Here is a 23,097-nt window from a genome sequence, read left to right on the forward strand (position 1 = left end):
ACCATCGTCATGCGACACCGGCTCGGGGGCGCCCCCCCCGCGGGCGCCCCCGGCCCCCCCCCGGGTGTGCCCCCCCCCCACCAGGCTGCCTTCAACTGCTCTGCGGTGAAACGGTTTTGGACCGCGAAGGTCGTCCTGGTGGCCGGGGTGTCACATTCGAGGGTCGGGCTTGAGGAGGGCGAACTCTGCGCCGAAGGGGTCCGCTAGCCAGGCGATCCTGCCGACCTCCGGGACGTCCGCCGGAGGCATCAGCACGGTCCCACCCGCGGCCGTCGCAGCGGCGGCGATGGCATCGGCGTCCTCGGCGAAGAAGTAGGGCACCCAGCGCGGCAGTTCACCGGCGCCGTCGCCGATCGGCGCGACTCCGCCGAAGGAGGCGTCCTGCTGGTCGCCGTCCTTGGTGCTCAGTACCCGGTACGTCATGCCAGGCGCCGGCATCTCCTGGCTGCGCCAGCCGAACACGCCCTGGTAGAAGCCGATGGCGGCGACGGGGTCGGGGGCGTGCAGTTCCACCCAGAGCAGGGTGTTCGGGGCGGAGGTGATCTCCAGCCCGGTCGTCTTGCCGGGCTGCCAGAGCGCGAACTCGGCGCCCTGCGGGTCGGTCGCCTGCGCCAGATGGCCCTCGCCCATGACGTCCATGGGCTCCATCCGGATGGTTCCGCCGCCCGCCGTGATGGCCGCGACGGTGGCCTGGATGTCGTCCGCCTTGAAGTGGATCATCCAGGCGGACTTCGCACCCTCCTGGGTGAGCGGTCCGAGCGCGGCGACGGTCTTCCCGCCGGTCTGGAAGAACCCGTACCCGCCCGCGTCCGGTCCGGCCGAGACGAACTGCCAGCCGAGGACGGCACCGTAGAACGCGGCCGCCGCATCGGTGTCGGGACTGCCGAGGTCGAGCCAGTTGGGCGATCCGAGTTGGAAGTCTGTACCGAGCATGAGCAGGTCCTCCGGGGCGTGGGTCGATCGGGCCAGGGGTAACGATGCCGACCGGGCCCGTGGTGGGCCACCCATGACCACCGGCTGCCCACCGGCTTCACTCGTACGGAGTAACGCCCTGTTCCGCGTCGGACCCAGCCCCTTGGCTACGCGGTCCGGCGCCGTGGCCACCGGGCGAACAGGCCGCGCCGCCTGCGAGGTTGAGTCGTGAACGCCGTTCGCGGGACACCCAGCGCTTCGAGCCGGGACATGAGCCGAACCTCTTGCTCCGATGTGACGGAGATCCACAGTGCTGTGCCCGTGTCGCTCGCGCTGAAGATTTCTCGACCCTGCTGCCACCCCTCGGCGTGAATCGTGTAGGGAGCCAAGGCCAGAAGCGCGTCGAACTGCACGTCGTCGCGGACATCGACGTCAATCCCCATACCGGGGTCACTCTTCGCGGACCGGACGCCCTCGGCCACCTCGTTGGCGGCCAGCGATATCACCTGCTCGTACGCGGGCACCACTTCGAGCGGCCAGGCGATATCGCTGTAGGCGTCGACGTGAGCCGTCTCGATGCTGTCCCGCAGGACACGCAGCGCCTCACGGTGAACGCGCACCACGTCTTCTTCCTCCAGGCCGTCTCGGAGGAAGAGGTCGCGACGTGGTTCATCGGGTTCACTGGTCATGCGGCTCAGCCTTTCACGCGCCGATGGCGTCCGTTCGAAGGACCTGCCTTTCGCGGCTGCGGCTGCCGACCGCCGCACGCCCTGCGCCGTATCGCCCCGTCGGCCCCCGCCTCTCATAGCGTTCACTTTCATCCATTGCAATGATCTCTATCCGGGGATGTCGCGTTAAGTTCGGCCCTGTTGCAACAAATTCCTGGCGGTGAGCTGCCATGATGACGGTCGGAAGCAACAGTTGTGTTGCGGAATACGTGAATGCAACGTAGCGTTTCCTTCGTCGGAAAGTAGCGTGTCGGTCCGAGGCGCGCGGTGCCTGAGAAGGAGAGCATCATGCAGAAGTTCGACACCCCCGCCCCCGTCTCGGCGATCGTCGACATCCCCGCCGGACGTATCCAGTTCATCGCCGCCGACCGCGCCGACAGCACGGTCGAGGTCCTGCCGGCCAACCGTTCCAAGAGCCGTGACGTGAAGGCGGCCGCGCAGGTCCGCGTCGACTACGCCGACGGCGTTCTGCGCGTCGAGGCGCCCGAGGCGAAGAACCGGATCCTGGGCTCGACGGGTTCCGTCGAGGTGACCGTGCAGGTGCCGGCCGGCTCCCGTGTCGAGGCGAAGGCGGCCGCGGCCGAGTTCCGGGGCGTGGGACGGCTCGGCGACGTCACCTTCGAGGGCGGCCACCGCTCCGTGAAGCTCGACGAGGCCGACACCGTACGCCTGGCCGGCCTCGACGCGGACATCGCCGTCGGCCGCCTCAACGGTTCCGCCGAGATCAGCACCCAGAAGGGCGGCCTCACCGTCGGCGAAGCCGCCCGAGGCATCCTCAGGCTCAGCACCCTCATGGGCGACATCACCGTCGGCGCAGCCCCCGGTGTCTCCGCGTCGCTGGACGCCGGCACCACCCACGGCCGGGTCGGCAACACCCTCAAGAACGACGGCACTCCCGGCCTGACCATCCACGCCACCACCGCCCACGGCGACATCACGGCCCACAGTCTCTGACACTCGGCCTCCGGCGAGCAGCCCCGAAGGCGAGCGGTCCCGGTGGTGGACGGTCCCGATAGCGGGCGGTCCCGAAGACGAGCGGTCCCGATAGCGAGCTGTCCCGATAGCGGAGGAGCCCACGCCCCGGTCACGCCGACCTCCGCGCTACCGCGACCGGATCAGCCGAGCGCGCACCCCATAGTGGTCGGACAGGTAGGCCTGACGGCCGTCGCCCAGCGTCACCTTGTCCTGGAACACGAGGTCCGCGTCACCGGTGAGGCTCTCCCCGGCCGCGGCCCTGACCAGTACATGGTCCAGAGCCGGCGGCGACGGCCACCGAGGCGTCGGCCGGTAGGTCGGACGCGGGTCGCTGGCGAGGATGTCCCGTAGCCCTGCCCCCGCGACGAACTCGGTCAGCGTCGTCGAGTCGCGCGGCAGGTTCAGATCACCCACCACGGCCACGGGCACCGAAGGGCCGGCGGTCGCGATCAGCTCGGTGAGCGTGGCCAGTTCGGTACGCGCGATGCGCGTGTACCGGTTCGTGGGGGACCAGTCGTCGTCGCGGTTCGCGGACAAGTGGGTGTTCACGACCACCAGTTCGCCGTCCGGAGTGCTGACGGACGCCAACTGGGCACCCTTGCGCATGATCAGTTCGCCGCGCACCGGACCGGTCATCGGGAACCGTACGAACCGCGATCGGCTGATCGGCCACCGGGACAGGATCACCAGGCCGCCCTTGAGCAGGCCCGTGCCGGAGCAGGCGACGTGCCGGTACGCGGGAGCCGCACGGCGGATCAGCCGTGCGTGGCGCCGGAACATGACTTCCTGAAGGCACACGATGTCGTAGTCGGACCGGTCCAGCGCGGCGCCGAGCGCACGGAGCCGAGCCGGGACATCGCCGGTGAAGAGGGCGTTCATGGTCAGCAGCCGCAGAGCCTGCACGGACTGGTCACCTTCGGTCCAGGGGCCGGTCGGGCCGGTCGGGTCGTGCGAGGAGCTGCTCACGGCGTCGATCGTACTGTCGTCCGGTCCGCTGGAGGACCCGAAGTCGCCCTGGAAACGGCGCAGTTCGCGACCGGTGCCCCCGCAGGTCCCCCGGCCCACCGCTCACCGCCCGGGTGCCCGCGGGCGGCGTCAGATGTCCAGGACACTCCTGATGGTGCGGATCACGCCGTTGTCGGTGTGCGCGGGGGCCAGGTGGCGGGCGCGGTCGATGACGTCGGGGTGGGCGTTGGCCATGGCGTACGACCACTCGGCGGCGTCGAGCATGCCGAGATCGTTCAGATAGTCCCCGAACACCATCGTCTGGGCCGGTCCTATGCCCAGGTGATCCTGGAGCCGGCGCACGGCGACCCCCTTGTCGGCGGTGTGGTTCATGACGTCGATCCAGTGCTCGCTGGAGACGACCACCCGGTGGGTGTCGGCGAAGGAGGCCAGGGCGGGCGCCGTGCCAAGCGCGGCCGGCCCGAAGTCGAAGATCGCCACCTTGACGATCTCGTCGTCCAGCGCGGTGGCGTCGTCGACCAGGCGATGCGCGTGGTAGTACGGGGCGACCTCGTCGAGGAAGGCCCGGTCGCCGCGTTCCGTGTAGGCCGCGTGCTTGCCGCACACGACGACGCCCGCGTCCACGCCCTCGTCCGCCAGCTGCCGGACGGTCTTCACCAGACGGGCGGTGACGGCGGGGTCGAGGGGGTCCGAGGAGATCTCCAGCCCGTCGCGGACGACGTACGAGCCGTTCTCCGCCATGTAGACCATGCCGTCGTCCTGGCCGGCGAACAGATGGGCGAGCGTGGCGTACTGACGCCCGCTGGCCGGGCTGAACACGATGCCGCGGCGGCGCAGTTCGGCGAGCAGGGGCCACAGCCCGTCGGGGACGCGGCCGTCGGCGTCCAGCAGGGTGCCGTCCATGTCGGAGACGACGAGCCGGATGTCGGGACGGCCGGGGAGGGGGGCGGGGGTGGCTGCGGTGCTCATCACGTTCCTGTTGAGGTGGCGGGGAAGGGGGCTGAGGGCGGGGTGGCCGGCACAGGCCGGTGAGCGCTGTGGGGTCACCACTGGGTGGTGGGGTGGGCGGTGCGGACGATCAGGGAACCGAGCTCGTCGACGGCGCGTGTGCGTGCTCCGGTCAGCTCGGGCAGGGGCAGGGCCGCCGCGCTGAGCGGAACGGGCCGGGGTGAGCGGGTGACGTGTTCCTCGATCGCGGTGACGAGGCGGGGGTGGGCGCCCCAGCTTCCGCCGAGGACGACGGTCCGGGGGTCCGCGAGGGAGAGGGCCGCGGCCAGGACCCCGCCGACGGCGTGCGCCAGCGCGGTGCGAACCCGCTCGGCACCGGCGTCGGTGGCCTCCAGGAGGTCCAGCAGCCGCGGCACGTCGACGGCGGTGGAGGAGGCCCGGCGCAGGCCGAGCGCGGCGAACACCTCGGTGAAGGCCATGGCCTGTCCGTCCGGCCCCGCGGTGTACAGGTGCGCGATCTCCCCCACCAGCCCCCGGTGTCCCCGTCGTACGACGCCGTCGCTGACCACGGCGCAGCCCAGACCTTCTCCGAGGTGGAGGTAGACGAAGTCGTCGACACCCTGGGCGCAGCCGATCTCGTACTCCGCGCGCGCGGCCCAGTTCACGTCGTTGTCCACCAGCACCGGACCGGTCACCGTGCTGGCCAGGACCGCGGGCGGATCCAGCGCACCCACCAGGAACGGGGCGTCGGGCAGATGCACCAGCCGGCCGGTCGCTCGGTCGACGGGGTCGGCGGCGCTCACGACCGCCAGCCGCAGCCCGCCGGACGCCTTGTCGTCCAGCTCCGCGGCCGCCGCGGCGAGCGCCTCGGCGGCCGCTTCCTGTCCCGCGTCGGCGGCCAGCGCGATACGGACCTGCCCGTGGGTGCGCCCGAGGGCGTCGACGGCCTCGGCGATGACGCCGTGCGGGGTGATGCTCGCCACCAGGGCGGTGCCGATGTGCGGCGCCAGCGCGTAGTAGGAGCCGACCCGGCCGCGCCCGGTGGTCCGCTCGCCGGTGTCCACGACCAGTCGTGCCTGTTCGAGGCGCTGGACGCTCTCGGAGATGGTCGGCTTGGAGATGCCGGTCCTGGTGGCGATCTCCGCCCGGGTGAGCCGGTCGTGCGCCATCAGGAGGCGCAGGACGTTCTCGTCCGTCAGGCCGCGCAGCAGGTCCAGGGACGGTTTCGGCGCGTTCATACGAGCATTCTAGTAAGGAGTCTTGCCTAAACATGCGAGCGGATCTACGTTGTCCTAGTTAGGAGTCCTTACTGAAAGGGTCGAGATGACGCTCTCCGCCGCACAGCGACCGCTGCCCGCACTGCCGTACTGGAACCGGACGCCCGAGGACGTCACCGCGGCCATCCGCGAACTCAAGCCCGCGCTGCGCGCCCGCATCGAAGCGGGCGGTCGCACGGTGGAGCAGGTGTTCGCCGCCGTCGAGCAGCGCGTCGAGGCGCGCGTGACCGAGATCGAGGCGGACCGCGAGCGCGGCGAGGAGGTCTGGCCCGTCCTGGACTACGACGCCATCGCCGCCGGCACCGTCACACCGACGGAGCTGGCCAAGCTCAGGAAGCGCGGCTGTCTCGTCGTACGAGGACTCTTCCCGCACGAGCAGGCGCGCGCCTGGGACCGGGACATCGTCGACTACGTCGAGCGCAACAGGTTCTTCGAGACCTACACCGGGCCCGGTGACGACTTCTTCGGCAGCGTCGGCTCCAAGCCCGAGATCTACCCGATCTACTGGTCGCAGGCCCAGATGCAGGCCCGCCAGTCCGACCGGATGGCCACGGTCCAGTCGTTCCTGAACTCGTTCTGGAAGCACACCGGTGACGACGGCACCCGGTGGTTCGACCCCGACCGCGACGCCCTCTACCCGGACCGCATCCGGCGTCGCCCGCCGGGCACCGACTCCGCGGGCCTGGGCACCCACTGCGACCCCGGCACCCTGGACCTGTGGATGACCGAGGAGTACCAGAAGGCGTTCCGCCACCTCTTCAGCGGCGACGTCGAGCGGTACGACCCCTGGGACCCGGCCCACCGCACCGACGGGCCCCAGTACCCCGGCTCCACCATGTGCTCGGCGTTCCGCACCTTCCAGGGCTGGACCGCCCTGTCCGACATGGACGCCGACCAGGGCGTCCTGCACACCGTCCCGATCCCCGAGGTGATGGCCTACCTCCTGCTGCGGCCCCTGCTGCCGGACGTTCCCGACGACTCCATGTGCGGCGTCCGGCCCAACCAGGTCTTCCCCGTGACCAGACGCTGGCACCCGACGCTCTACCGGGCCCTGACCCCGATCCCTGACGTCAGGGCCGGCGACGCCGTGTGGTGGCACTGCGACATGATCCACAGCGTCGCGCCCGTCGAGAACCAGCGGGGCTGGGGCAACGTCATGTACATCCCCGCGGCCCCCTGGTGCCCCCGCAACGAGAAGTACGCGGCCGACGTGAGGGACGCGTTCACCACCGGCTCCAGCCCGGGCGACTTCCCCGAGGAACACTACGAGCGCACCTGGACCGGCCGCTTCACCCCCGACCAGCTCAACGAGACCGGGCGCCGGGGGCTCGACCTGAGCCGGTAGACGCTCGCTCCAGTGCCGATGTGCGCCGCCCGGGCGGACGCGGAAAGGGCCCGGCGCGTCGATCCGGCTCCGGCACCGTTCGCGAAGCCTCAGCGGGGGAGTCGCGTCACGGTGCCGGAGCCAGTGGCTCGACCGTGACGGCGGAACGTGAAGCGCTGGGCTTCCTCCAGGGCGACGGCCTCGTCGAGGGTGACGGCCACCGCGGCCCCGTGCAGCGGCCGCACCACATCCACCCCGTGAAGCATCACGGTGCCCCACACCGCGGCGGTACGGATGTGGAAGCGGAGGCGATCGCCGGACATCAGGTCCGTGCCGCCCTGCTCCTCGGACAGCACGGTGATGTCCGCGGTGAAGCAGGCGTGGGCACGGATCGAGCCCGGCGCCGCCAGCACGTGACCCCGCTCGACCAAGTCGGCTGCCGTGCCAGGCAGCAACACGCCCACGTTCATGTCGGCACGGGCTTCGTCGACACGTACGTGACACGCCTCGATGTCCACCACACGCGCGATCACGCCGTCCCCCGGGCCGACGATCTCCACCTCGTCACCCCTGCGCACCCGCCCACGCTCGATCCGGCCCGTCACCATGACCGACCTGCCCTGCCGCAGGCGGAACACATCCTCGACGCACATCAAGAACGCCGTCGCCACCGCATTCATCCTGACCGACCTGTGAATCCACCGGCTCTGTCCACGGGCGTCCTCGCGTCCTCGACGTGGCTGCACACACGGCAACGATCAAGCGCTGAGGCTAGCAATGCCTGGAACCCCGGCAGTCGGCGCACACTCCTTTGGAAGTTCTCGTCGAGCGAGGCCGCACCCACCGCATCCGCAACGGCGCCGAGCTCCGGCCGGCTGCCGCCTGGTAGGTGTCGGCCGATCATGCGATTGCGCTGGGGTGGGGGCCTGGGCCCTGGCCGAACGCCGCGTCGTAGGCTGCGGTTCATGGGCCTGTGGGACGTCTTGCCGGACAGCGAGCGACAACAGTGGATCTTCGATTCGTTCGTCGGCGTGGGTCCGCTGCGGTTTGGAATGACGTCCGACGAGGCGTCCGCTGCACTAGGCGGCGTCCCCGCGTCCGACTGCGAGCATTACCCTCACTGGGATGTCGTGTGCCGCACCTACGCCGCAGTGGGCCTGAAGCTCTACTTCGGGGCCGAGGGATTGCGTGGAGTCTCGATCGATGCGCGTCGGGGGCCGCAAGTCCATGTCGACGCAACGGCCTTGGTCGGCCAGGTTCCCTCCGAGCTGGAACAGTGGCTCTTCGATCGAGCGGAACGCCGGGAACCGTTCACCGAGCTCTTCTACCTGCCAGGCGCGGAGCCCGGATCGTTGACCCTCGGGGTGGCGTTCTGCGTGCAGCGGGCCGGCGATCATCTGCTCACTCGCCCTGTATTCCTGGCAGCCGATTCCATGGATGACGTCTATCACCGGCTGCCGAGGGAAGCCTGGGCCATTTTCTGATTTCCGGGACGGCCGAGCACGAACAGTGGCCCGCCCGGCGATCAGACGCAGAGCCAGAGGATCGGTTTCTACGGCTGGTCAGGTTCATGTTGGCATTCATCCTCAACGCGGGGCGGCTCAAGGCGGGGGCCGCCGCGCGGCCGTGGCCCTGCACCCGGCCGGGGCGCGTGTCCGCGCGGTCATCTGGCCCGGGCGTGCCGCAGTTTGTGGGTGAAGCGGTGCATGTGGGGATCGAGCGATTCGTCCGGCTCCCTGAGCACCTGCTCGTCGGTCAGCCAACGAATCGCGTCGATCTCACCTCGGTCGTAGGACGTGATGGTGCCGGCATCGGCCTGGAGGAGGTACCAGAGCGAGACGTCGGTGTGTGTGCCGGGCCCGCGCGTCTTCGTGACCGTGAGGAAGAGGGGGAGCTCACCGGTGATCGACGATGCCGTGGCCACGATGCCCAGTTCCTCACGGCATTCGCGGACCACCGCGGCCCACGGGTCCTCATCCGGCTCGACGTGTCCGCCGGCCGGCAACCACAGACCCGCCTTGCGGTGCGCGACGAGCAGCAGTTGCCCGCGCGTGTCGTCGAGGACGACGAAGTAGCTCACCAAGTGCATCGCGGGAACGTCCGGCTTGCGCACCCGGTAGAGCGGAGCTCCGCCGGAGATCCACTGCCTGGCGGTGTCCAGGTGCGTGCGCTCCAGGTCGTCCCAAGTATCGATGGCCTCGACCAACCTCAGAAGACGGGCACGTGGATGATCGTCATGGGCGTTGGGAGGGTGTGGAGTCGACGTCATCCACGCATCCTGGCAGCAGACACTGACAGGCAGGAGCAGTCGGCCTCTGCCGCAACGGCGGGAGGCCGCTCTGGCCCGGGTGTCAGTGGCGCTCTTTACGATCTCCGGCATGGCAGTCCCCGAGATCGTTCCGATCACTCATGAGCCCGGCTACCGGACGGCGACCATCGGCCGCTACGGAACAGGGCCAGTTCTTCGCCTCGGTCATCTACGCGTTCCCCCAGGGGCTCAGGCTCTGTGAGGACCGGATGGAACAGAAGCGCCTCTACGCCGTGCTCCATCGGTTCGACTCCGAGGGCCGGCACATTCATTCGGACATATGGCGTGCCGGAACATTCGCCGAACAACAGCGACGCCCGTACGGAAGCGACTCGGTACGGGCCCGGGCGGAGGCCAGACCGGCGGAGCGACTCGGGAGCCTTCCGCAGCTCGCGTACAGGGACATCGCGATCCGTCCCTTCCAAGTGACCTTTGACGGCGTGCTCTTCGGCCTGGTCGCCGAACGTCACGCAGACGGCGAAGGAGAGCACGACTGGGCTGAGCTCTATCCCGACCGCCTCGGATTCTCCGCTCCGTGGGACGGCCTGTACGACACGTGAGGGCCGGCGACCTTGAGGCGCGCCCGGCCCGCTCTCCCCGGCAGCACCCGACACCACGGTCCGGCCGAGCCGGAACACGCCACGGCGCCCGGGGCGCATGGGGGAGTGGTTCGTCAGCGATGCTCAGGAACACCCCGGGAGGTGCGGTCGGCCGCCGGTAGCGTGACCGCCGTGATGATCGGAACCGAAGAAACCCGACTCGTCGTCCTGCGCGGCAACAGCGCCTCGGGCAAGTCGTCCGTCGCGGCCTGCCTGCGCGAGAGGTTCGGCCGCGGCCTTGCCTTGGTCGGCCAGGACAACATCCGCCGCGTCGTCCTCCGCGAACGCGACAGACCGGGAGCGGCGAACATCGGCCTGATCGACCTGACCGCTCGCTACGCCCTCGACGCCGGATTCCACGTCGTGCTCGAAGGCATCCTCTACGCCGACCACTACGGTGACATGCTTGCCGGACTGCGCGCCGACCACCGCGGCCCGACTCACGGCTACTACCTGGACGTGCCCATCGAGGAGACCCTCGCCCGGCACGCCACCAAACCGATCGCCGACGACGTCGACGAAGCGCAACTGCGCGACTGGTACCGACCGCGCGATCTGCTTCTCGACGGAACCGAGATCGTCATCGGTTCCGACAGCGCGTTGCACGAGACCGTCGACCGCATCATGCTCGACACCGGGCTCGCACAGCTGCCCGCACTGGATTGCTGACCGGAGCCTCGTTGCGGCAGCGGCAGCTGCGGCGGGTGCTAGCCGAGCCTGTTCAGCACCTCGGCGACAGCGGCGCGGTACCTGCGGAGCGCCTGCAGTCCGGCCGTGTAGCGGTCGCGGTGTCGCCTGATGTCCGCGGTCTGCTTCTGCGCCTTTACGGTGTGCCAGAGTTCCGCCGTGTGGTGGCGGCGCTTGCAGGTGACGTCGGCGACGGCGGTGGCCCGCTCGCGCCGTGTCTGCCGAGTGTTGCCATCGCTTCCGCGCTGCCAGGCGGTGTCCGTGTACGCCGCGACGGGGTCGGGATAGCGCGTGAACCCCTGGTCCGCCACGCAACGGGACCACACCGCCCAAGCCGTACGGAGCCGCGGATCGCGCCTGACCGCCTTGTCGTTTTCCAGCGCCCGCGTACTTGCGTACAGCCAGTCCCGCTTGAGGTCGATGCCGCGCATCAGCCGCCGGTTCGCATCCACGTTGCAGGCCGGGAGGTCCGCATACTCGACGTTGGTCATCCGGCGGCCCTTCGGCCGGGGGACCAAGGGCTTCGCCGGGTCCCAGCCGTAGCCCCAGCGCTGGGCCTCGGCGAGATCCAGGTCGCCGTAGTCGGTGCCGACCGCGATGGCGACGACAGGGTCCGTCGGGTAGCGGGGATCGAGCGGGAAGTCCGGGTGTCCGTGCCGCGCCATGCACTGCCGGACCAGCAACGCCGAGGCGCGCTCGGACTGTTGGTAGTCCTGCGGCGTGTAGCTGTAGCGGTCGCCCGGCAGGGGTCCGAGGTCCGAAGCCGTACGGATGATCCCCGGCTGCCCCTGACCGGCGACACAGACCGCCGCCAGCACCACCACGGCACTCAGCCGCCACCCCCGCTTGGTCATGCCAGGAGATGCTAGCGGCCGGCGTGTGCCGATCGGTTGCGGGCCCCCGTCAACTCGACCACACGCGAGGGGACTTGAAGGAACTTCCGGAGGAAGGTGGGGAGAGAAACGACCGTCTCCGTCCACCCGAGCGTGCAAGCAAGCATGGGAACACGGCACTTTGCGTCTTTCGGCACGCCCTGCGGGCGGCCCGCCGTAGCCTCCACGTTGCCACCACCGCGCGAACGGCCCCCTCGGTATGCCGCCGCCTCGCTGGTGTCACTCACCTGCTCGCGCTCTCGATGAGGACGGACCGCTCATGACCCCTGCCGCCACAGCCTTCGGTGACTCCGGCGACGGCGACGGTTTCTCGCCTTTGGGGCAGCGGATTCGCGCCCTGGTGAGCTCCGAGCGTTCCGTCAGTGATCTGAGGCGCTACTTCGGTATCGGCGTGCATGCCGGGGAACCGCCTTTCACCGGAAGCCGGTTCGAGCATCTGGCCGGCGGGGGAGACCGGACCGGGATCGCCGACACCGTCACCGCCGAGGACCTGATCGCGGTACAGACCCTGTCCGTCACCGTTCCGTCGCCCGTCGCCCTGGACCTCCTCGAAGGTCCTCTCGGAGGTCAGCTGTCCGCTCTGCTGAAGGCGATCCCCGCCGACATCGACCTGACCGACGCCGAAGCGTCCGTCGTGACGGACGGCTCTCCGGCGGAGCAGGCCTGGGACCTCCTTCGGGACCAGCACGGAATCAACTGGGTCATCGCCGGAAAGCTCCTGGCCCGCAAACGCCCCCGCCTGCTCCCGGTGTACGACCGCGTGGTCCGCTGCGCCCTCGGCCGCCCTTCCGAGTTCTGGGCCGAACTCCGAACCGCCCTGCACGAGGACGGCCGTTCCCTGCACCGCCAACTGCTCCAGTTGAGGCAGACGGCGGGACTTCCGGAGACCGTCAGCGCGTTGCGGGTGTGCGACGTGACGGTCTGGATGAACCACCGCGCACTGGATCATGCTTGCCCGTGAGGATTCCGGCCGTCCGTGATGGGCAGCACCCGCGCCAACTTCCGTCCAGTGAGCGGCTGCTCAACCTCAGAGCGACAATGGTGCCGGGCCGCCGAGCAGGGACGAGGCGTTCTGGAGCGGGCTGAGCGAGGGCGCGGGCGTGGCCGCTTCCGGGGTGCGGCAGGTGAAGCCGAGCCGAGTCATGGCCCGGGTCACTTCCCCGCTCGTGAAGTCGCGGCGGTCCTGGCGCGTGATGACCTCGCCGACCTGTTTGACGGGATAGTGGCACCGGCCGATGATCACGGAATCGCCCGTGATCGGCTCGGGCTTGACGCCCTTCATCGACTCCAGCACCCCGCTCTTCGAGAGGTCGAACGGGAAGCGGGCGATTACACAGCGCATGGAGCCTCACAGGTAGTGGAAGAGTGCCGGCCGGAGCGGGCCGGGTGGCGGGGACGGGACGGCTGGACGCTCAGCGGGACAGGAGCGGAGCGCCCGGGGCGTGGCGGTCGCGCAGGACGTCGCACAGGCGGATCCGGTCCGTGTACGCGGAGTCGTCCCGGATCATGACGAGCTGGGCCTCGGTGACCGTGTCCGTGTGCTGATCGTCCTCGTCGCACACGACGAGGCACCCGACACGGGCGCCCGCCATCACGGCCAGGGCGACCTCGACGGTCATGTCACCCCGTACCCGCGGCCCGGACGTGTCACCCGGGTGGGCGATGAAGGCGGCCGGGAGGGTACCCACGGAACACGACGGCGTCTGAACGGGCGTCAAATGGTGCCTCCTGCTGGGCGGTCAGTGGTGGGGAGCCGCGGATACCGGACTACTGCTGGGCGGAGCCGCGCGCGGCGGTGCCGGTGGACCGCACCTGCCCGGAACGGCCACGTCGGCCCCGGGTGGAGGAAGGGCTGCGGCGAGGGCGTTCCGTAACCGGCGCGCGGATGACGACCGGCACGCCCGAGGGGGCCTGGGCGCCCGTGATGCGGCTCAGCTCCTCCTCGCCCGAACGCACCTGGCTGATCCGCGGGTTGATGCCCGCGGCCGCCATCAGCCGGGTCATGTCGCGGCGCTGGTTGGGCATCACCAGGGTCACGACGCTGCCCGACTCGCCGGCACGGGCCGTACGGCCGCCGCGGTGCAGATAGTCCTTGGGGTCGGTCGGCGGGTCCACGTTGACGACCAGGTCGAGCTGGTCGACGTGAATGCCGCGTGCGGCGACATTGGTCGCCACCAGGACCGTCACATGCCCGGTCTTGAACTGTGCCAGGGTGCGGGTGCGCTGAGGCTGGGACTTGCCGCCGTGCAGGGACGCGGCGCGCACCCCACTGCTCAGCAGGTGCTCCGTCAGCCGGTCCACCGCGTGCTTGGTGTCCAGGAACATGATCACTCGGCCGTCGCGGGCCGCGATCTCGGTGGTCGTGCGGTGCTTGTCCGCGGCCTGCACGTGGAGCACGTGGTGCTCCATGGTCGTGACCGCGCCTGCGGACGGGTCCACGGAGTGGACCACCGGGTCGGACAGGTAGCGGCGGACCAGCAGATCGACGTTGCGGTCCAGGGTGGCGGAGAAGAGCATGCGCTGCCCGTCCGGCCGTACCTGGTCGAGCAGCGCCGTGACCTGCGGCATGAAGCCCATGTCGGCCATCTGGTCGGCTTCGTCGAGGACGGTGATGGCGACCCGGTCCAGGCGGCAGTCGCCCCGCTCGATGAGGTCCTTGAGCCGGCCCGGGGTCGCGACCACGACCTCAGCCCCGCCGCGCAGCGCGCCGGCCTGGCGGCCGATCGACATACCGCCGACGACGGTGGTCATCCGTAGCCGCAGGGAACGGGCGTACGGGGTGAGCGCGTCGGTGACCTGCTGCGCCAGTTCCCGGGTCGGTACGAGGACCAGGGCCAGCGGAAGGCGCGGTTCCGCGCGCTGGCCGACCGTGCGGGCCAGCAGCGCGAGGCCGAAGGCGAGGGTCTTGCCGGAGCCGGTGCGGCCCCGGCCGAGCACGTCACGGCCCGCGAGGGTGTTCGGCAGGGTCGCCGCCTGGATCGGGAAGGGGACGGACACGCCTTCGTGGCCGAGCGCGGCCAGCAGCGGCGCCGGCAGGCCGAGGTCGGCGAACGCCTCCACGGCCGGCAGGGCGGGCGTGACGGTCACCGGCAGAGCGAACTCTCCCTGCAGTGAGGCCTGTTGACGTCCATAGCCCTTCGACCGCGCGGGACCACCGGAGCGGCCGGCCGGGACGGTACCGAAACGGCTGCCGCCCCTTCGGGCTCCGGCGCCGTCCGTGCGGGTGCGGGTGCGGCTGAAGCGGTCGTTCGTGCGCGTGCGGTTCATGCGGAACCTTCCTTGACAGGCGCGTATCAAGGAATTCCCGCAGCTAATGGCAGCGCAGAGAATTGCGAGAACGAGCCGAATGAATTCCGTCACCGAGTCGAATCGATGACGAAATGCCGCGGGGTGTGACGCCTGAGAAGCGTCCGTTTCCCGGAAATCCGGGAGCGGCGGATGAGGAGAACGAGGAGGGGGTGCGAGGCCTCGTGATGAATGCCGCGCCGGGAATCGGAAGGGGAGAGGAGGCCCTGATCGACGGCGGCGGAAGGTCGGGAAACGAGACGGGCCGGTCCTCCGGAATCCGGAGGCGAGGTCGCGGGCCGGGCGCGTCGGGCACTGCCTCGGACCTGCGTCGGGCCGTGCCCTGCGCCGAAAAAGCGGCGAGCTGGGGCCCGCACCCCAAGGTGCGGGCCCCAGCTGCGCTGTGCATGCGGGTGTCAGGCGGAAACGATGTTCTCCGCCGTCGGGCCCTTCTGGCCCTGCGCGATGTCGAAGGACACCTTCTGGCCCTCCTGGAGCTCGCGGAAGCCGGAGCTGGCGATGTTCGAGTAGTGGGCGAAGACGTCGGGGCCGCCGCCATCCTGCTCGATGAAGCCGAAGCCCTTTTCCGCGTTGAACCACTTCACGGTGCCAGTAGCCATGTCAATTCTCCTTCGGGACGGTGCTCGGGCTCCGCACTGTGCGGATCCCGCGTCGCCGTGATGATTGCCCCGCCGGAAAAATGAATGACCGGAAATACAAAAGAACTCCGCCCGTGAGAACGGGCTGGATGTTCGCAAGTTTTTTTGGGAACCACAACTGCAACTGCTATCGACAGTAGCACGGCGGGATCGATTCCGTGCGGTAAGGAATCTCACTCGGCCTGTCGATCCAGAATTTCTCATCGCGCCCGACGTCGATTTCTCACGTCGCGGCGACAGATATCCGCCGGGAGTCAGTTCCCCCGGCCGGTGCGGTACTTGGACGGCAGCGTGTACACGAACTCCCGCGGGTCTCCGTACGCCTCTTCGAGCATCGTGGGCACGCTGTGGTACCCGCACGTGTAGAGGTTCCGGCTCGGGTCCCACGTGTTGTACGCGAGGATCGCGGCCCGCTTCTTCGCCATGTGCGAGGACGGGATGTTGAGCACGTAGTCCGCGCCGCGGTCACGCTGGTCGCGGCTGAACGCCTCGTACGTGTAGATGTGGTTGAAGCGTACGTCGGTCAGCTCGCCGTTCTTCATCAGCCAGTACGCGGCGTCGCTGCACGCCTTGTGCGTGGCGTTCGTGGGCTGCGCCGGGTCGATCGTGTCGAGCCAGCCCGCGGGGAACTTGTGGGAGGCGCCGGGATACTGCTGGATGAGCGTGCGGATCTTGCCCATGATCTGCTGGACGAAGGTGTTGTACTCGCTGTCGGTGCCGTAGGCGCTGTCGGAGAGCTTGAAGTTGATGACCTTGTCGACGCCGATGGCCTTGGCGGACAACGTGAACTCGGACGTACGGGCCGAGACGACCTCAGGTGTCGTCCCTGTCTCCTGCCACCCCAGCTCGTGGTAGTGATTGGGAGCCGAGCACTTGTCGCCGAGGAAGCACGGAGTCTGGTTGAGGTTCTGCGCGATGCCGCCGTTCTCACCCTTGGACACGAGGACCAGGTAGACCGGCCGTCCTGCGGCCTTGTGCTCCAGGATGGAGCCGGCCATCCCGATGGCCTCGTCGTCCTGGTGCGGCGAGTAGAAGATCGCGGGCGTGGCCGCCGCCGAGGCGTTCGAGGCGCCCAGGGATCCTTGGAACGCGACGCCCGCGGCCGTCAGGCCGGCGGCGGCCAGTACCGATCTCCGGGAGAGACCGGTCGGAACGGCATCGTGGGGCTGGGGCATGCGGGGACTCCTCGTTTCGACGCGTGGGGCACTCGTCCCGGTCGCGTGGAGACCGCGCGGGACGAGCTCACCTGCTGAATGCGCCACCACGGTTCCAGGAGCCGCTTACGTCTGGCTCACGTCTCGCTGACGTCGCACCCGGCACGTTGATGGTCCCCCGGTGAAGTGGTCGACTTCGAGGCGGCGTCGGGACCTCGGGGAATCTTTGGGGAAGCAGCGCATTTCCGATGTGCAGCGCAACCAGTGAGCCTCCTGAGGAGTCCAAGACGGCATGATCAATATGCGTGTACGGCACGTTCTCGGTGCCTCGATGCTCGTCGTGACCCTGGCGTCACTGTCCCTCTCCTGCTCCAGCGGCCCGGGCTCGACTCCGGCCGACGCGAAGTCGTCCGTTCGCGCCACCCGGAACACGGCATCGGCCCCCGCGACCCAGGAGCCGTCGGCCCCGAGCACCGCAGTCCCGTCACGGGGGGTCGAGAAGGTCCGCGACGTGTTCGCCCGGCTTCAGGCGACCTACAACGACGGGTGCACCACCCCGGGGAACTGCGCGTACTTCCTCGGTCGCGTGCACGATGAGCTCGACAGTCTCGACGAGGCGATGAAGGCGGATCCGCAGGGCCCCGGACACTTCAAGGAACCTCTCGCGTGGATCGCGACACTGCGGTCCGAACTGGGCGCCGACGACTCCTTCGAGAACCTGAAAAAGCACCAGAAGCTGCTCACCGGAACACGGGACGAGATCAACACGTGGATGCAGGGGCACCCGGAGGACTACCGGTGACGGCGGGTCAGACGTTGCTGTCACGAGAGGCTTGAGCGCGTCCGTCGAGAATCGTCCGCGGGTGTCCGCTTGAGGGACGGGGCCGGTTAGTCCGGTCGACGCGAGTCCGTCGAGCCGTGTGGCAGCATCGCCGTCGTGGATGACCGTATGGATGGCCTTATGGATGAGGTGGACTGGTCCGGCTTGTTCCATGCCTCGGGCCCCGCTGGCGACACGCCGCGCCGCCTGGCAGCTCTCCTCGGCGACGATGCGGAGACACTCGTCGACGGGTACTCGCACCTGTGGTCGGAGACGCTTCGCCGCGAGGGCAAGGCCTGGCCTGCGACGGCGCCGACCGCCCTGCTTGTAGCCGACCTCCTGGACGATCCGCTGCTGGGGTCCGACGATCCCTCGCTGCCCGACGCGATGCTGGCCTATCTGTACGAGGTCGGCGTCGCCGCCGACCTCGGCGACAGCGCTGCCGAGATCCGTGCTCGGGTCGAGGACCGCGCACCGGCGCTGCGGGCCTGGACCGTCGAGTACCTGTCCGCCGACGCGGAGGGCAGGGCCCGGAGGTGGCATGACGGCACGGGGCTGGGTGAACTCGTCCTCGATCAAGCCGCGCTCGCCTGCTTCGACCTGGTCCCCACGCTCCTCCAGCGAACACTGCCGTACCTCGGGTCGGAACGTGTCCGGCGCCGGACGTGTGCCGCCGCCGCTGTCGGGGCACTGGCTCGGCACCCCTCGGCCGACGCGCAGCGTTCGGAGCTGCTGGTGCGGCTGACGTCGATGGCCCCGGCTGCCGATTACCCGTACGACCTGGCGACGACGTTGATCGCCATCGGCCATCTCGGCGGCGACACCCGCCCTTGGCTGACGGACCCGCATGCGGGGGTTCGCGCCTGTGCGGCCCTGGCACCCGGTCTTGCCGGTGACGACACGGCACAGCAGGTGCTCGCGGAGCTGGAGCGGTCGCCGCAAGCGTTCAGCGAGTCCTTCGGCGACATGGCTCCGCCCCCGCAGCTCCGGGGCAAGTCGTTCCGGGATCTGCCCACCCGTCCACGCGCGAGCTGATGCCCGGTGTCCCCATGCGTCGCTATGACGGCAGCTGCGGTATTACGTCACATACTGTCCTCTCGGGCTCGGGCTCTCGGGCTCTCGGGCGTGATCCAGAAGCTCGGAGCTCGGAGCTCGGAGCTCGGCGGTCTGCGGATGTCGAGATCGTGACACCCGCTCCGTCCCAGGGGCATCAGCGGCCAGAAGGAGAGACGAGCATGGCGATTCAGCGGATGGACAATGTGGGCATCGTCGTGGAGGACATGGACGCCGCTGTCGCGTTCTTCGTGGAGCTCGGCATGGAGCTGGAGGGCACGGCGACGGTCGAGGGCCCGGTCGCCGATCAGTGCACCGGACTCGAAGGCGTCCGCTGTGACATCGCGATGCTCCGGACGCCCGACGGTCACAGCCGTCTGGAGCTGGCGAAGTACCGCAGTCCCGCGGTGATCAGCGACGTACCGCGCGACCGGCCCCACAACGTCGTGGGCACGCACCGCGTCATGTTCGCCGTCGACGACATCGAGGACACCGTCGCCCGCCTGCGCCCTCACGGCGCCGAACTCGTCGGCGAGTTCGCCCGGTTCGAGGACAGCTTTCTGCTCTGCTACCTCCGCGGCCCGGGCGGCATCATCGTCGGGCTGGCGGAGCAACTGGGCTGAGCAGGAGGAGCCGCATCACGTACGTGGTCGAAGGCGATGCATCGGAACGCTGAACCGCCGCCCGGTCAGGGCCACTTGCCTGTCCAGGGTGCTGGGCCCGGCCGGATAGGCTCGGGCGATGCCGGACACCGCCTTGCTCATCATCGACCTGCAGACTGCGCTGTTGAGCGACGCCCATGAAGTCGAGGCCTGCCTGCACAAGGTCGCCCATCTTGCCGAACGGGCTCGCTGCGCCAGCATGCCGGTCATCTACTTGCGTCAACGGCTTCCTGACGTGCCTGCCGGCCTGATCGACGTCCATCCGACGGTGGCACCGCAGTTGGGCGATGTCGTGTTGGACAAGGACGGCGCGGACTCCTTCCTCGACACCGGGCTCGGCAAGCTGCTCGACGAGCAAGAGGTGTGCCGTGTGATCATCACCGGCTTCGCCACCGAATACTGCGTCGACTCCACCGGCCGCAGCGCGCTCTCGCGTGGCTACGACCTTGTGCTGGTCTCGGACGGACACACCACGCCGGAACGCCCGCCTGGTGCCGCGCCTTCTGCCGCCCAGGTCATCGCCCACCACAACACGACCTTCTCGGCCATCCAGTACGCCGAGCGCTCCATCACAGTAGAACCGGCTGCGCACATCCGCTTCGATGCCGCACGGGCGAGTTGAGGCGAACGGGCTGATGGGCTGGAACCGAGTGGTGGGTGCCACTTACACCGTGACCGTCGGTCCGCAGGGGCCTCGAACGAGTCCCGGTGATCAACAAGGCAGTGCTCGCGCGTCACTGGAGCTGTCCGGAGCCACCGGCTTGTCGGCGGCAAGGGAGTGGATGCGCGGTATCGGCGAGGGCAGCAGCCAGAGCAGGGACAGCGCTCCGCCGACGGCCCCGATGAGGAGGGTCGCCCGGAGGCCGAAGAAGGTGGCGAGGAGGCCGCCGAACACGGCGCCCACAGGACGTATTCCGTAATTGATCGTGCTGTACGCACCGGCGACCCGACTGCGCATGCCATCGGGGATCACGTCCGCCTGGAGGGAGTTGAGGTTGACGTCGAACATCATGACGCCGACTCCGGAAAGGAACTCGGCCACGGCCAGGGCTCCGGCGCGAGCCCAGAGGGGGGCGCCCGCGGCAGCGACGACGGCGATCGGTGCCGGGAACACCACGGCGCCCACGACGATGCTCCGGCCCACGCCGAGCCTCCGCGAGATCTTCGGGGCCAGCACCGCGCCCAGGAGCGAGCCCGTCGCGCCGATCCCGAACGCCATGCCGATGACTCCCGCGGTCAGTCCGAGGTTCCGGCCGGCGAACAGCACGATCAACCCGTTGCCCGCGACGAAGGTGAAGAAGTTGACCGTCGCCGCACAGCCGAGGCTCGCCCTCAGCACCGGGTGGCGGATGACGAACACGAGTCCCTCCCTGGCCCGCCGCAGCACCGAGGACGCCGCTTGGTCATGAGCTGTCGGCGGTTCGCCGGTGGCCACCCGGCCGACCAGGACCGCGGACGCCACCAAGGTCAGGGCGTCGACGGCGACCGCGACAGGAGCGGTCAACGCCTGGATCAGGGCGCCACCGATCGCCGGTCCGGCTACGTACGACGCGGAACGGCCGGCACTGAGCTTGCTGTTCGCGTCGACGTAGGACGAGCGAGGCACCAGGTGGGCGAAGAACGGGGGATAAGCGGTGTTGAACAGCACCGCGGCCGAGCCCGTCAGCAAGGCCACGACGTACAACTGGCCGAGTGCCACCGCTCTCATGAGACAGGCGGCCGGGAGCGAGAGCAGCACTGCCGCCCGCACGAGGTCGGCGAGGACCATCAGGCGCCGCTTGTGGACACGGCGGTCGACCCAGGCACCGAGGACGATCGCGAGCAGGTTCGGGGCCCAGATGAGCGCGGTCAGCAGCGCCACCTGATCGGCCGTGGCGTGCAGCGCCTGCACCGCGATCAGTGGCAGGGCCAGTTCGGTGATCCGGTCGCCGAACTGCGAGACCGACTGGCCGGCCCAGAAGCGACGGAACCGCCGATCGCGCCAGAGCGATGCGACTAAGGACCCGTCTGCCGTCGTGCTCATGACGTCTCACCGGTCTGTTCATCGGCAGTCTCCGGCAGCGCGTATCGCAGCAACCTGACGCCACGCGCGTCGTCCGGCTGCGCGGTCTCCTCGCGCGTCACGTAGGGGGCGAGAACCCGCTCGATCGCGTCCTCGATGGCGGCCAGTTCGTCGGCGGAGACGACGACACGGGTGTTGGCCAGACCGCCGAGCCGTCGCCACACTGGTTCGAGCCGGGGTTCGACCTCGGTTGCCCACCGGTTGGGGAGGTCTCCCGAGCGCAGGAACATCTCCCGCGACAGGACCCGCGAAGCCGACCAGCCCTCCTCGTCGTCGGGATCCTTCGGCGCCTGGAACCGGAAGCCCCGCGCCACGGCCTCCCACCGCCTCTGGCGACGGTCCGGGCCGGGCTCGGCATCGCGGACCAGCCCGAAGCCCGCCAGATGCCGCAGATGCCAGCTCGTCACCGAAGGGGTTGCGCCGACATCGGGCGCGAGTTGCGTCGCCGTGGCCGGTCCTTGCCGTTGCAGGCGTTCGAGGATCGCCAGTCGCACCGGATGCGCCAACGCCCGCATCGCCTGCGGATCAGTTATCTCGATATCGCCCAGACGATTACCAGAGTCCATGACGTGAGAGACTCCTCTCACATATCGTGAGAGTCAAGTCTCACATCTCCATCCCTCGCCCTCGGACAGCCGGGACCAGGCGATCCACGCCGACGTCAAAGGCCCTTCAGGACACGATCGAGTGCGGACCGGCCTGCGGGACCCCAGTGCGGCTTGCCGCCAGGCAGACCGCGATCCCCGTTCCGGCCCATCGACATCAAGAAGAGGCTCTTCATCGCGGCCAGTCCGCGCGCCCGTCGCACCGCCGCCTCGTCCGCCCGTGCGTAACGGTCGAAGAACCGTGAGGCGCCGCCCGCGGGGAGCAGCAGCCAGGCGGCCGCGAGGTCCCAGGCCGGGTCGCCGGCGAAGAGCGCGCCGAAGTCGACGACACCCGCCAAGGTCCCGTCCGCGACGACGACGTTCGCGGGGTGCAGGTCGCCGTGCACCCACACCGGCCGGCCCTCCCACGCCGGCGCCGCCACCGCATCGCCCCAGACCTCACGGATCCCGTCGGCGAGCTCGGCAGGGGCGACGGCCCGGAAGAAGTGCTCGAAGCCGTCCGTGCAGTCCCTGGGGTGAGCGCCGAACTCCGAAGCGGTCGGGGCGTCGGCGGGCGCCTCTACGTGCAGCGCCCGGAGGAAGTCGGACAGCGTCTCGGCCGCGTGGTCGCCGCGAGTGATCGATCCGTGGTCCAGCGGTGTGCCCTCGACCCATGTCATGACGGTCCAGATCTTGGGGCAGCGCTCGGACGGTGCACCGTTCCGTACGGGGACGGGAATCGGCAGGGGCAGGCGCGCGGCCAGAATCGGAAGCCAACGGCGCTCCTTGAGCTGTAGATCGGGGCCCGTGTCCATCCGCTGCATCCTGATGGCCAACTCGTCACCGAGGCGCCACATTTGATTGCCCCAGCCACCCGGCACTTCGCGGATCGGCAGTTCGGCCAGGTCGGGATGCTGTTCTCGAAGCAGGTCGCGGACCAGGTCCTCGCTGACCTCAAACGTGGATTCGATCATGCCGAGTCACCGTACTTGAGGTGAGCGGACGCCGCGTTGCGAAGCGGGTCCAGTCCAGTTCGCCTCGGGCACCGAACTCGTAGAGCACCACTCGGTGGAGCTTGGCCCACACCCGAGCCGTCGACCCGGTCCGTTCCTCGATCCTCGCCGGCGGGATCGACGATGCAGCCGGACGCTTCAGCCGATCTGACGTACGCCATCGACCTTCGCCCCCGCTCATGACCTTC

25 protein-coding genes and 2 pseudogenes are annotated in these 23,097 nt (G+C 69.4%); 10 read left to right on the top strand and 17 right to left on the bottom strand.

The features are described from left to right. Positions 1 to 150: 150 nt before the first annotated feature. Positions 151 to 933 (bottom strand): VOC family protein, encoded by a 783-nt coding sequence (locus tag ACFWI4_RS06390; protein ID WP_387191596.1) that lies wholly within the window; start codon positions 931 to 933, stop codon positions 151 to 153. 146 nt (positions 934 to 1,079) lie between these two features. Continuing rightward, positions 1,080 to 1,601 carry a hypothetical protein gene (locus ACFWI4_RS06395; protein ID WP_387191598.1) on the bottom strand — a complete coding sequence of 174 codons (522 nt, stop codon included), beginning with the start codon at positions 1,599 to 1,601 and terminating at the stop codon, positions 1,080 to 1,082. A 327-nt stretch (positions 1,602 to 1,928) separates the two neighbouring features. Here ACFWI4_RS06395 and ACFWI4_RS06400 point away from each other — a divergent pair, with 327 nt between their 5' ends. Continuing rightward, positions 1,929 to 2,594 carry a hypothetical protein gene (locus ACFWI4_RS06400; RefSeq protein WP_387191600.1) on the top strand — a complete coding sequence of 222 codons (666 nt, stop codon included), beginning with the start codon at positions 1,929 to 1,931 and terminating at the stop codon, positions 2,592 to 2,594. Positions 2,595 to 2,741: 147 nt separating this feature from the next. Here the strand turns inward: ACFWI4_RS06400 and ACFWI4_RS06405 are convergent, their stop codons facing one another. The 3 genes from ACFWI4_RS06405 to ACFWI4_RS06415 all read right to left on the bottom strand — a co-directional run bounded on the left by ACFWI4_RS06405 (position 2,742) and on the right by ACFWI4_RS06415 (position 5,767). Beyond that, the gene (locus ACFWI4_RS06405) at positions 2,742 to 3,581 is read right to left on the bottom strand and encodes an endonuclease/exonuclease/phosphatase family protein (RefSeq protein ID WP_387191602.1); all 840 of its coding nucleotides are present in this window, start codon (positions 3,579 to 3,581) and stop codon (positions 2,742 to 2,744) included. 129 nt (positions 3,582 to 3,710) lie between these two features. Next, the gene (locus ACFWI4_RS06410) at positions 3,711 to 4,550 is read right to left on the bottom strand and encodes a Cof-type HAD-IIB family hydrolase (protein ID WP_387191604.1); all 840 of its coding nucleotides are present in this window, start codon (positions 4,548 to 4,550) and stop codon (positions 3,711 to 3,713) included. 74 nt (positions 4,551 to 4,624) lie between these two features. Next, the gene (locus ACFWI4_RS06415) at positions 4,625 to 5,767 is read right to left on the bottom strand and encodes an ROK family protein (RefSeq protein WP_387191607.1); all 1,143 of its coding nucleotides are present in this window, start codon (positions 5,765 to 5,767) and stop codon (positions 4,625 to 4,627) included. Between the two features lie 85 nt (positions 5,768 to 5,852). Here ACFWI4_RS06415 and ACFWI4_RS06420 point away from each other — a divergent pair, with 85 nt between their 5' ends. Next, entirely contained in the window at positions 5,853 to 7,151 is a 1,299-nt protein-coding gene (locus ACFWI4_RS06420; protein WP_387191609.1) for a DUF1479 domain-containing protein, read from the top strand. 89 nt (positions 7,152 to 7,240) lie between these two features. On the opposite strand, the gene ACFWI4_RS06425 is transcribed toward ACFWI4_RS06420, so the two are convergent. After that, positions 7,241 to 7,801, bottom strand: a complete 561-nt coding sequence (locus tag ACFWI4_RS06425; RefSeq protein WP_387191611.1) for an EF-Tu/IF-2/RF-3 family GTPase — start codon at positions 7,799 to 7,801, stop codon at positions 7,241 to 7,243. A 294-nt stretch (positions 7,802 to 8,095) separates the two neighbouring features. Here ACFWI4_RS06425 and ACFWI4_RS06430 point away from each other — a divergent pair, with 294 nt between their 5' ends. Next, on the top strand, positions 8,096 to 8,614 hold the full coding sequence (locus ACFWI4_RS06430; protein ID WP_387191613.1) for a hypothetical protein: 519 nt from the start codon (positions 8,096 to 8,098) through the stop codon (positions 8,612 to 8,614). A 179-nt stretch (positions 8,615 to 8,793) separates the two neighbouring features. Here ACFWI4_RS06430 and ACFWI4_RS06435 read toward each other — a convergent pair whose 3' ends face one another. Beyond that, positions 8,794 to 9,399 (bottom strand): NUDIX hydrolase, encoded by a 606-nt coding sequence (locus ACFWI4_RS06435; RefSeq protein WP_387191615.1) that lies wholly within the window; start codon positions 9,397 to 9,399, stop codon positions 8,794 to 8,796. Positions 9,400 to 9,508: 109 nt separating this feature from the next. Here ACFWI4_RS06435 and ACFWI4_RS06440 point away from each other — a divergent pair. Both ACFWI4_RS06440 and ACFWI4_RS06445 read left to right on the top strand, forming a co-directional pair. Further along, positions 9,509 to 9,998 (top strand): annotated as a pseudogene (locus tag ACFWI4_RS06440) (hypothetical protein). 174 nt (positions 9,999 to 10,172) lie between these two features. After that, positions 10,173 to 10,706: an AAA family ATPase gene (locus tag ACFWI4_RS06445; RefSeq protein WP_387191893.1), complete on the top strand. Its 534-nt coding sequence runs from the start codon at positions 10,173 to 10,175 to the stop codon at positions 10,704 to 10,706. Between the two features lie 38 nt (positions 10,707 to 10,744). Here the strand turns inward: ACFWI4_RS06445 and ACFWI4_RS06450 are convergent, their stop codons facing one another. Then, positions 10,745 to 11,578, bottom strand: a complete 834-nt coding sequence (locus ACFWI4_RS06450; protein WP_387191617.1) for a hypothetical protein — start codon at positions 11,576 to 11,578, stop codon at positions 10,745 to 10,747. 298 nt (positions 11,579 to 11,876) lie between these two features. Between ACFWI4_RS06450 and ACFWI4_RS06455 the strand changes: the two genes are divergently transcribed. Next, positions 11,877 to 12,578, top strand: coding sequence for a DUF6308 family protein (locus tag ACFWI4_RS06455; protein ID WP_387191619.1), 702 nt, complete (start codon positions 11,877 to 11,879; stop codon positions 12,576 to 12,578). Between the two features lie 66 nt (positions 12,579 to 12,644). On the opposite strand, the gene ACFWI4_RS06460 is transcribed toward ACFWI4_RS06455, so the two are convergent. From ACFWI4_RS06460 to ACFWI4_RS06480, 5 genes are all read right to left on the bottom strand, one after another. After that, positions 12,645 to 12,959, bottom strand: coding sequence for an SCO5918 family protein (locus ACFWI4_RS06460; protein WP_387191621.1), 315 nt, complete (start codon positions 12,957 to 12,959; stop codon positions 12,645 to 12,647). Positions 12,960 to 13,029: 70 nt separating this feature from the next. Beyond that, the gene (locus tag ACFWI4_RS06465) at positions 13,030 to 13,236 is read right to left on the bottom strand and encodes a hypothetical protein (RefSeq protein ID WP_387191623.1); all 207 of its coding nucleotides are present in this window, start codon (positions 13,234 to 13,236) and stop codon (positions 13,030 to 13,032) included. 148 nt (positions 13,237 to 13,384) lie between these two features. Further along, positions 13,385 to 14,884 (bottom strand): DEAD/DEAH box helicase, encoded by a 1,500-nt coding sequence (locus ACFWI4_RS06470; RefSeq protein WP_387191625.1) that lies wholly within the window; start codon positions 14,882 to 14,884, stop codon positions 13,385 to 13,387. 434 nt (positions 14,885 to 15,318) lie between these two features. After that, a complete protein-coding gene (locus ACFWI4_RS06475) occupies positions 15,319 to 15,522 on the bottom strand; it encodes a cold-shock protein (RefSeq protein ID WP_385391974.1) in 204 nt (67 codons plus the stop codon). A gap of 293 nt (positions 15,523 to 15,815) precedes the next feature. Then, a complete protein-coding gene (locus ACFWI4_RS06480; RefSeq protein WP_387191628.1) occupies positions 15,816 to 16,736 on the bottom strand; it encodes a PIG-L deacetylase family protein in 921 nt (306 codons plus the stop codon). Between the two features lie 271 nt (positions 16,737 to 17,007). Between ACFWI4_RS06480 and ACFWI4_RS06485 the strand changes: the two genes are divergently transcribed. The 4 genes from ACFWI4_RS06485 to ACFWI4_RS06500 all read left to right on the top strand — a co-directional run bounded on the left by ACFWI4_RS06485 (position 17,008) and on the right by ACFWI4_RS06500 (position 19,872). Beyond that, positions 17,008 to 17,517 carry a hypothetical protein gene (locus ACFWI4_RS06485; RefSeq protein ID WP_387191630.1) on the top strand — a complete coding sequence of 170 codons (510 nt, stop codon included), beginning with the start codon at positions 17,008 to 17,010 and terminating at the stop codon, positions 17,515 to 17,517. 159 nt (positions 17,518 to 17,676) lie between these two features. Beyond that, on the top strand, positions 17,677 to 18,570 hold the full coding sequence (locus tag ACFWI4_RS06490; protein WP_387191632.1) for a hypothetical protein: 894 nt from the start codon (positions 17,677 to 17,679) through the stop codon (positions 18,568 to 18,570). Between the two features lie 200 nt (positions 18,571 to 18,770). After that, positions 18,771 to 19,211 (top strand): VOC family protein, encoded by a 441-nt coding sequence (locus ACFWI4_RS06495; RefSeq protein ID WP_385391985.1) that lies wholly within the window; start codon positions 18,771 to 18,773, stop codon positions 19,209 to 19,211. A gap of 118 nt (positions 19,212 to 19,329) precedes the next feature. Continuing rightward, on the top strand, positions 19,330 to 19,872 hold the full coding sequence (locus ACFWI4_RS06500) for an isochorismatase family protein (RefSeq protein ID WP_387191634.1): 543 nt from the start codon (positions 19,330 to 19,332) through the stop codon (positions 19,870 to 19,872). 90 nt (positions 19,873 to 19,962) lie between these two features. On the opposite strand, the gene ACFWI4_RS06505 is transcribed toward ACFWI4_RS06500, so the two are convergent. The 4 genes and pseudogenes from ACFWI4_RS06505 to ACFWI4_RS06520 all read right to left on the bottom strand — a co-directional run. Further along, positions 19,963 to 21,273, bottom strand: a complete 1,311-nt coding sequence (locus ACFWI4_RS06505; protein ID WP_387191636.1) for an MFS transporter — start codon at positions 21,271 to 21,273, stop codon at positions 19,963 to 19,965. Continuing rightward, complete coding sequence (locus ACFWI4_RS06510; protein ID WP_387191638.1) at positions 21,270 to 21,878, bottom strand: ArsR/SmtB family transcription factor; 609 nt, start codon at positions 21,876 to 21,878, stop codon at positions 21,270 to 21,272. Before ACFWI4_RS06510 ends, ACFWI4_RS06505 begins: the two co-directional genes overlap by 4 nt. Before the next feature lie 95 nt (positions 21,879 to 21,973). Then, positions 21,974 to 22,870 (bottom strand): phosphotransferase, encoded by an 897-nt coding sequence (locus ACFWI4_RS06515; protein ID WP_387191640.1) that lies wholly within the window; start codon positions 22,868 to 22,870, stop codon positions 21,974 to 21,976. Positions 22,871 to 22,907: 37 nt separating this feature from the next. Further along, positions 22,908 to 22,994: pseudogene (locus tag ACFWI4_RS06520) on the bottom strand (IS5/IS1182 family transposase); the annotation flags it as partial. Positions 22,995 to 23,097 lie beyond the last annotated feature (103 nt).

It is taken from the genome of Streptomyces sp. NPDC127038 (assembly GCF_042725875.1).
GTDB lineage: Bacteria > Actinomycetota > Actinomycetes > Streptomycetales > Streptomycetaceae > Streptomyces.

Coding starts and splice junctions, on each gene's coding strand:
- ACFWI4_RS06390 (WP_387191596.1), bottom strand. CDS start 933: ATGCTCGGTACAGACTTCCAACTCGGATCGCCCAACTGGCTCGACCTC.
- ACFWI4_RS06480 (WP_387191628.1), bottom strand. CDS start 16,736: ATGCCCCAGCCCCACGATGCCGTTCCGACCGGTCTCTCCCGGAGATCG.
- ACFWI4_RS06455 (WP_387191619.1), top strand. CDS start 11,877: ATGACCCCTGCCGCCACAGCCTTCGGTGACTCCGGCGACGGCGACGGT.
- ACFWI4_RS06470 (WP_387191625.1), bottom strand. CDS start 14,884: ATGAACCGCACGCGCACGAACGACCGCTTCAGCCGCACCCGCACCCGC.
- ACFWI4_RS06450 (WP_387191617.1), bottom strand. CDS start 11,578: ATGACCAAGCGGGGGTGGCGGCTGAGTGCCGTGGTGGTGCTGGCGGCG.
- ACFWI4_RS06475 (WP_385391974.1), bottom strand. CDS start 15,522: ATGGCTACTGGCACCGTGAAGTGGTTCAACGCGGAAAAGGGCTTCGGC.
- ACFWI4_RS06460 (WP_387191621.1), bottom strand. CDS start 12,959: ATGCGCTGTGTAATCGCCCGCTTCCCGTTCGACCTCTCGAAGAGCGGG.
- ACFWI4_RS06395 (WP_387191598.1), bottom strand. CDS start 1,601: ATGACCAGTGAACCCGATGAACCACGTCGCGACCTCTTCCTCCGAGAC.
- ACFWI4_RS06430 (WP_387191613.1), top strand. CDS start 8,096: ATGGGCCTGTGGGACGTCTTGCCGGACAGCGAGCGACAACAGTGGATC.
- ACFWI4_RS06515 (WP_387191640.1), bottom strand. CDS start 22,870: ATGATCGAATCCACGTTTGAGGTCAGCGAGGACCTGGTCCGCGACCTG.
- ACFWI4_RS06495 (WP_385391985.1), top strand. CDS start 18,771: ATGGCGATTCAGCGGATGGACAATGTGGGCATCGTCGTGGAGGACATG.
- ACFWI4_RS06410 (WP_387191604.1), bottom strand. CDS start 4,550: ATGAGCACCGCAGCCACCCCCGCCCCCCTCCCCGGCCGTCCCGACATC.
- ACFWI4_RS06485 (WP_387191630.1), top strand. CDS start 17,008: ATGATCAATATGCGTGTACGGCACGTTCTCGGTGCCTCGATGCTCGTC.
- ACFWI4_RS06445 (WP_387191893.1), top strand. CDS start 10,173: ATGATCGGAACCGAAGAAACCCGACTCGTCGTCCTGCGCGGCAACAGC.
- ACFWI4_RS06465 (WP_387191623.1), bottom strand. CDS start 13,236: ATGACCGTCGAGGTCGCCCTGGCCGTGATGGCGGGCGCCCGTGTCGGG.
- ACFWI4_RS06500 (WP_387191634.1), top strand. CDS start 19,330: ATGCCGGACACCGCCTTGCTCATCATCGACCTGCAGACTGCGCTGTTG.
- ACFWI4_RS06415 (WP_387191607.1), bottom strand. CDS start 5,767: ATGAACGCGCCGAAACCGTCCCTGGACCTGCTGCGCGGCCTGACGGAC.
- ACFWI4_RS06420 (WP_387191609.1), top strand. CDS start 5,853: ATGACGCTCTCCGCCGCACAGCGACCGCTGCCCGCACTGCCGTACTGG.
- ACFWI4_RS06505 (WP_387191636.1), bottom strand. CDS start 21,273: ATGAGCACGACGGCAGACGGGTCCTTAGTCGCATCGCTCTGGCGCGAT.
- ACFWI4_RS06490 (WP_387191632.1), top strand. CDS start 17,677: ATGGATGAGGTGGACTGGTCCGGCTTGTTCCATGCCTCGGGCCCCGCT.
- ACFWI4_RS06435 (WP_387191615.1), bottom strand. CDS start 9,399: ATGACGTCGACTCCACACCCTCCCAACGCCCATGACGATCATCCACGT.
- ACFWI4_RS06400 (WP_387191600.1), top strand. CDS start 1,929: ATGCAGAAGTTCGACACCCCCGCCCCCGTCTCGGCGATCGTCGACATC.
- ACFWI4_RS06510 (WP_387191638.1), bottom strand. CDS start 21,878: ATGGACTCTGGTAATCGTCTGGGCGATATCGAGATAACTGATCCGCAG.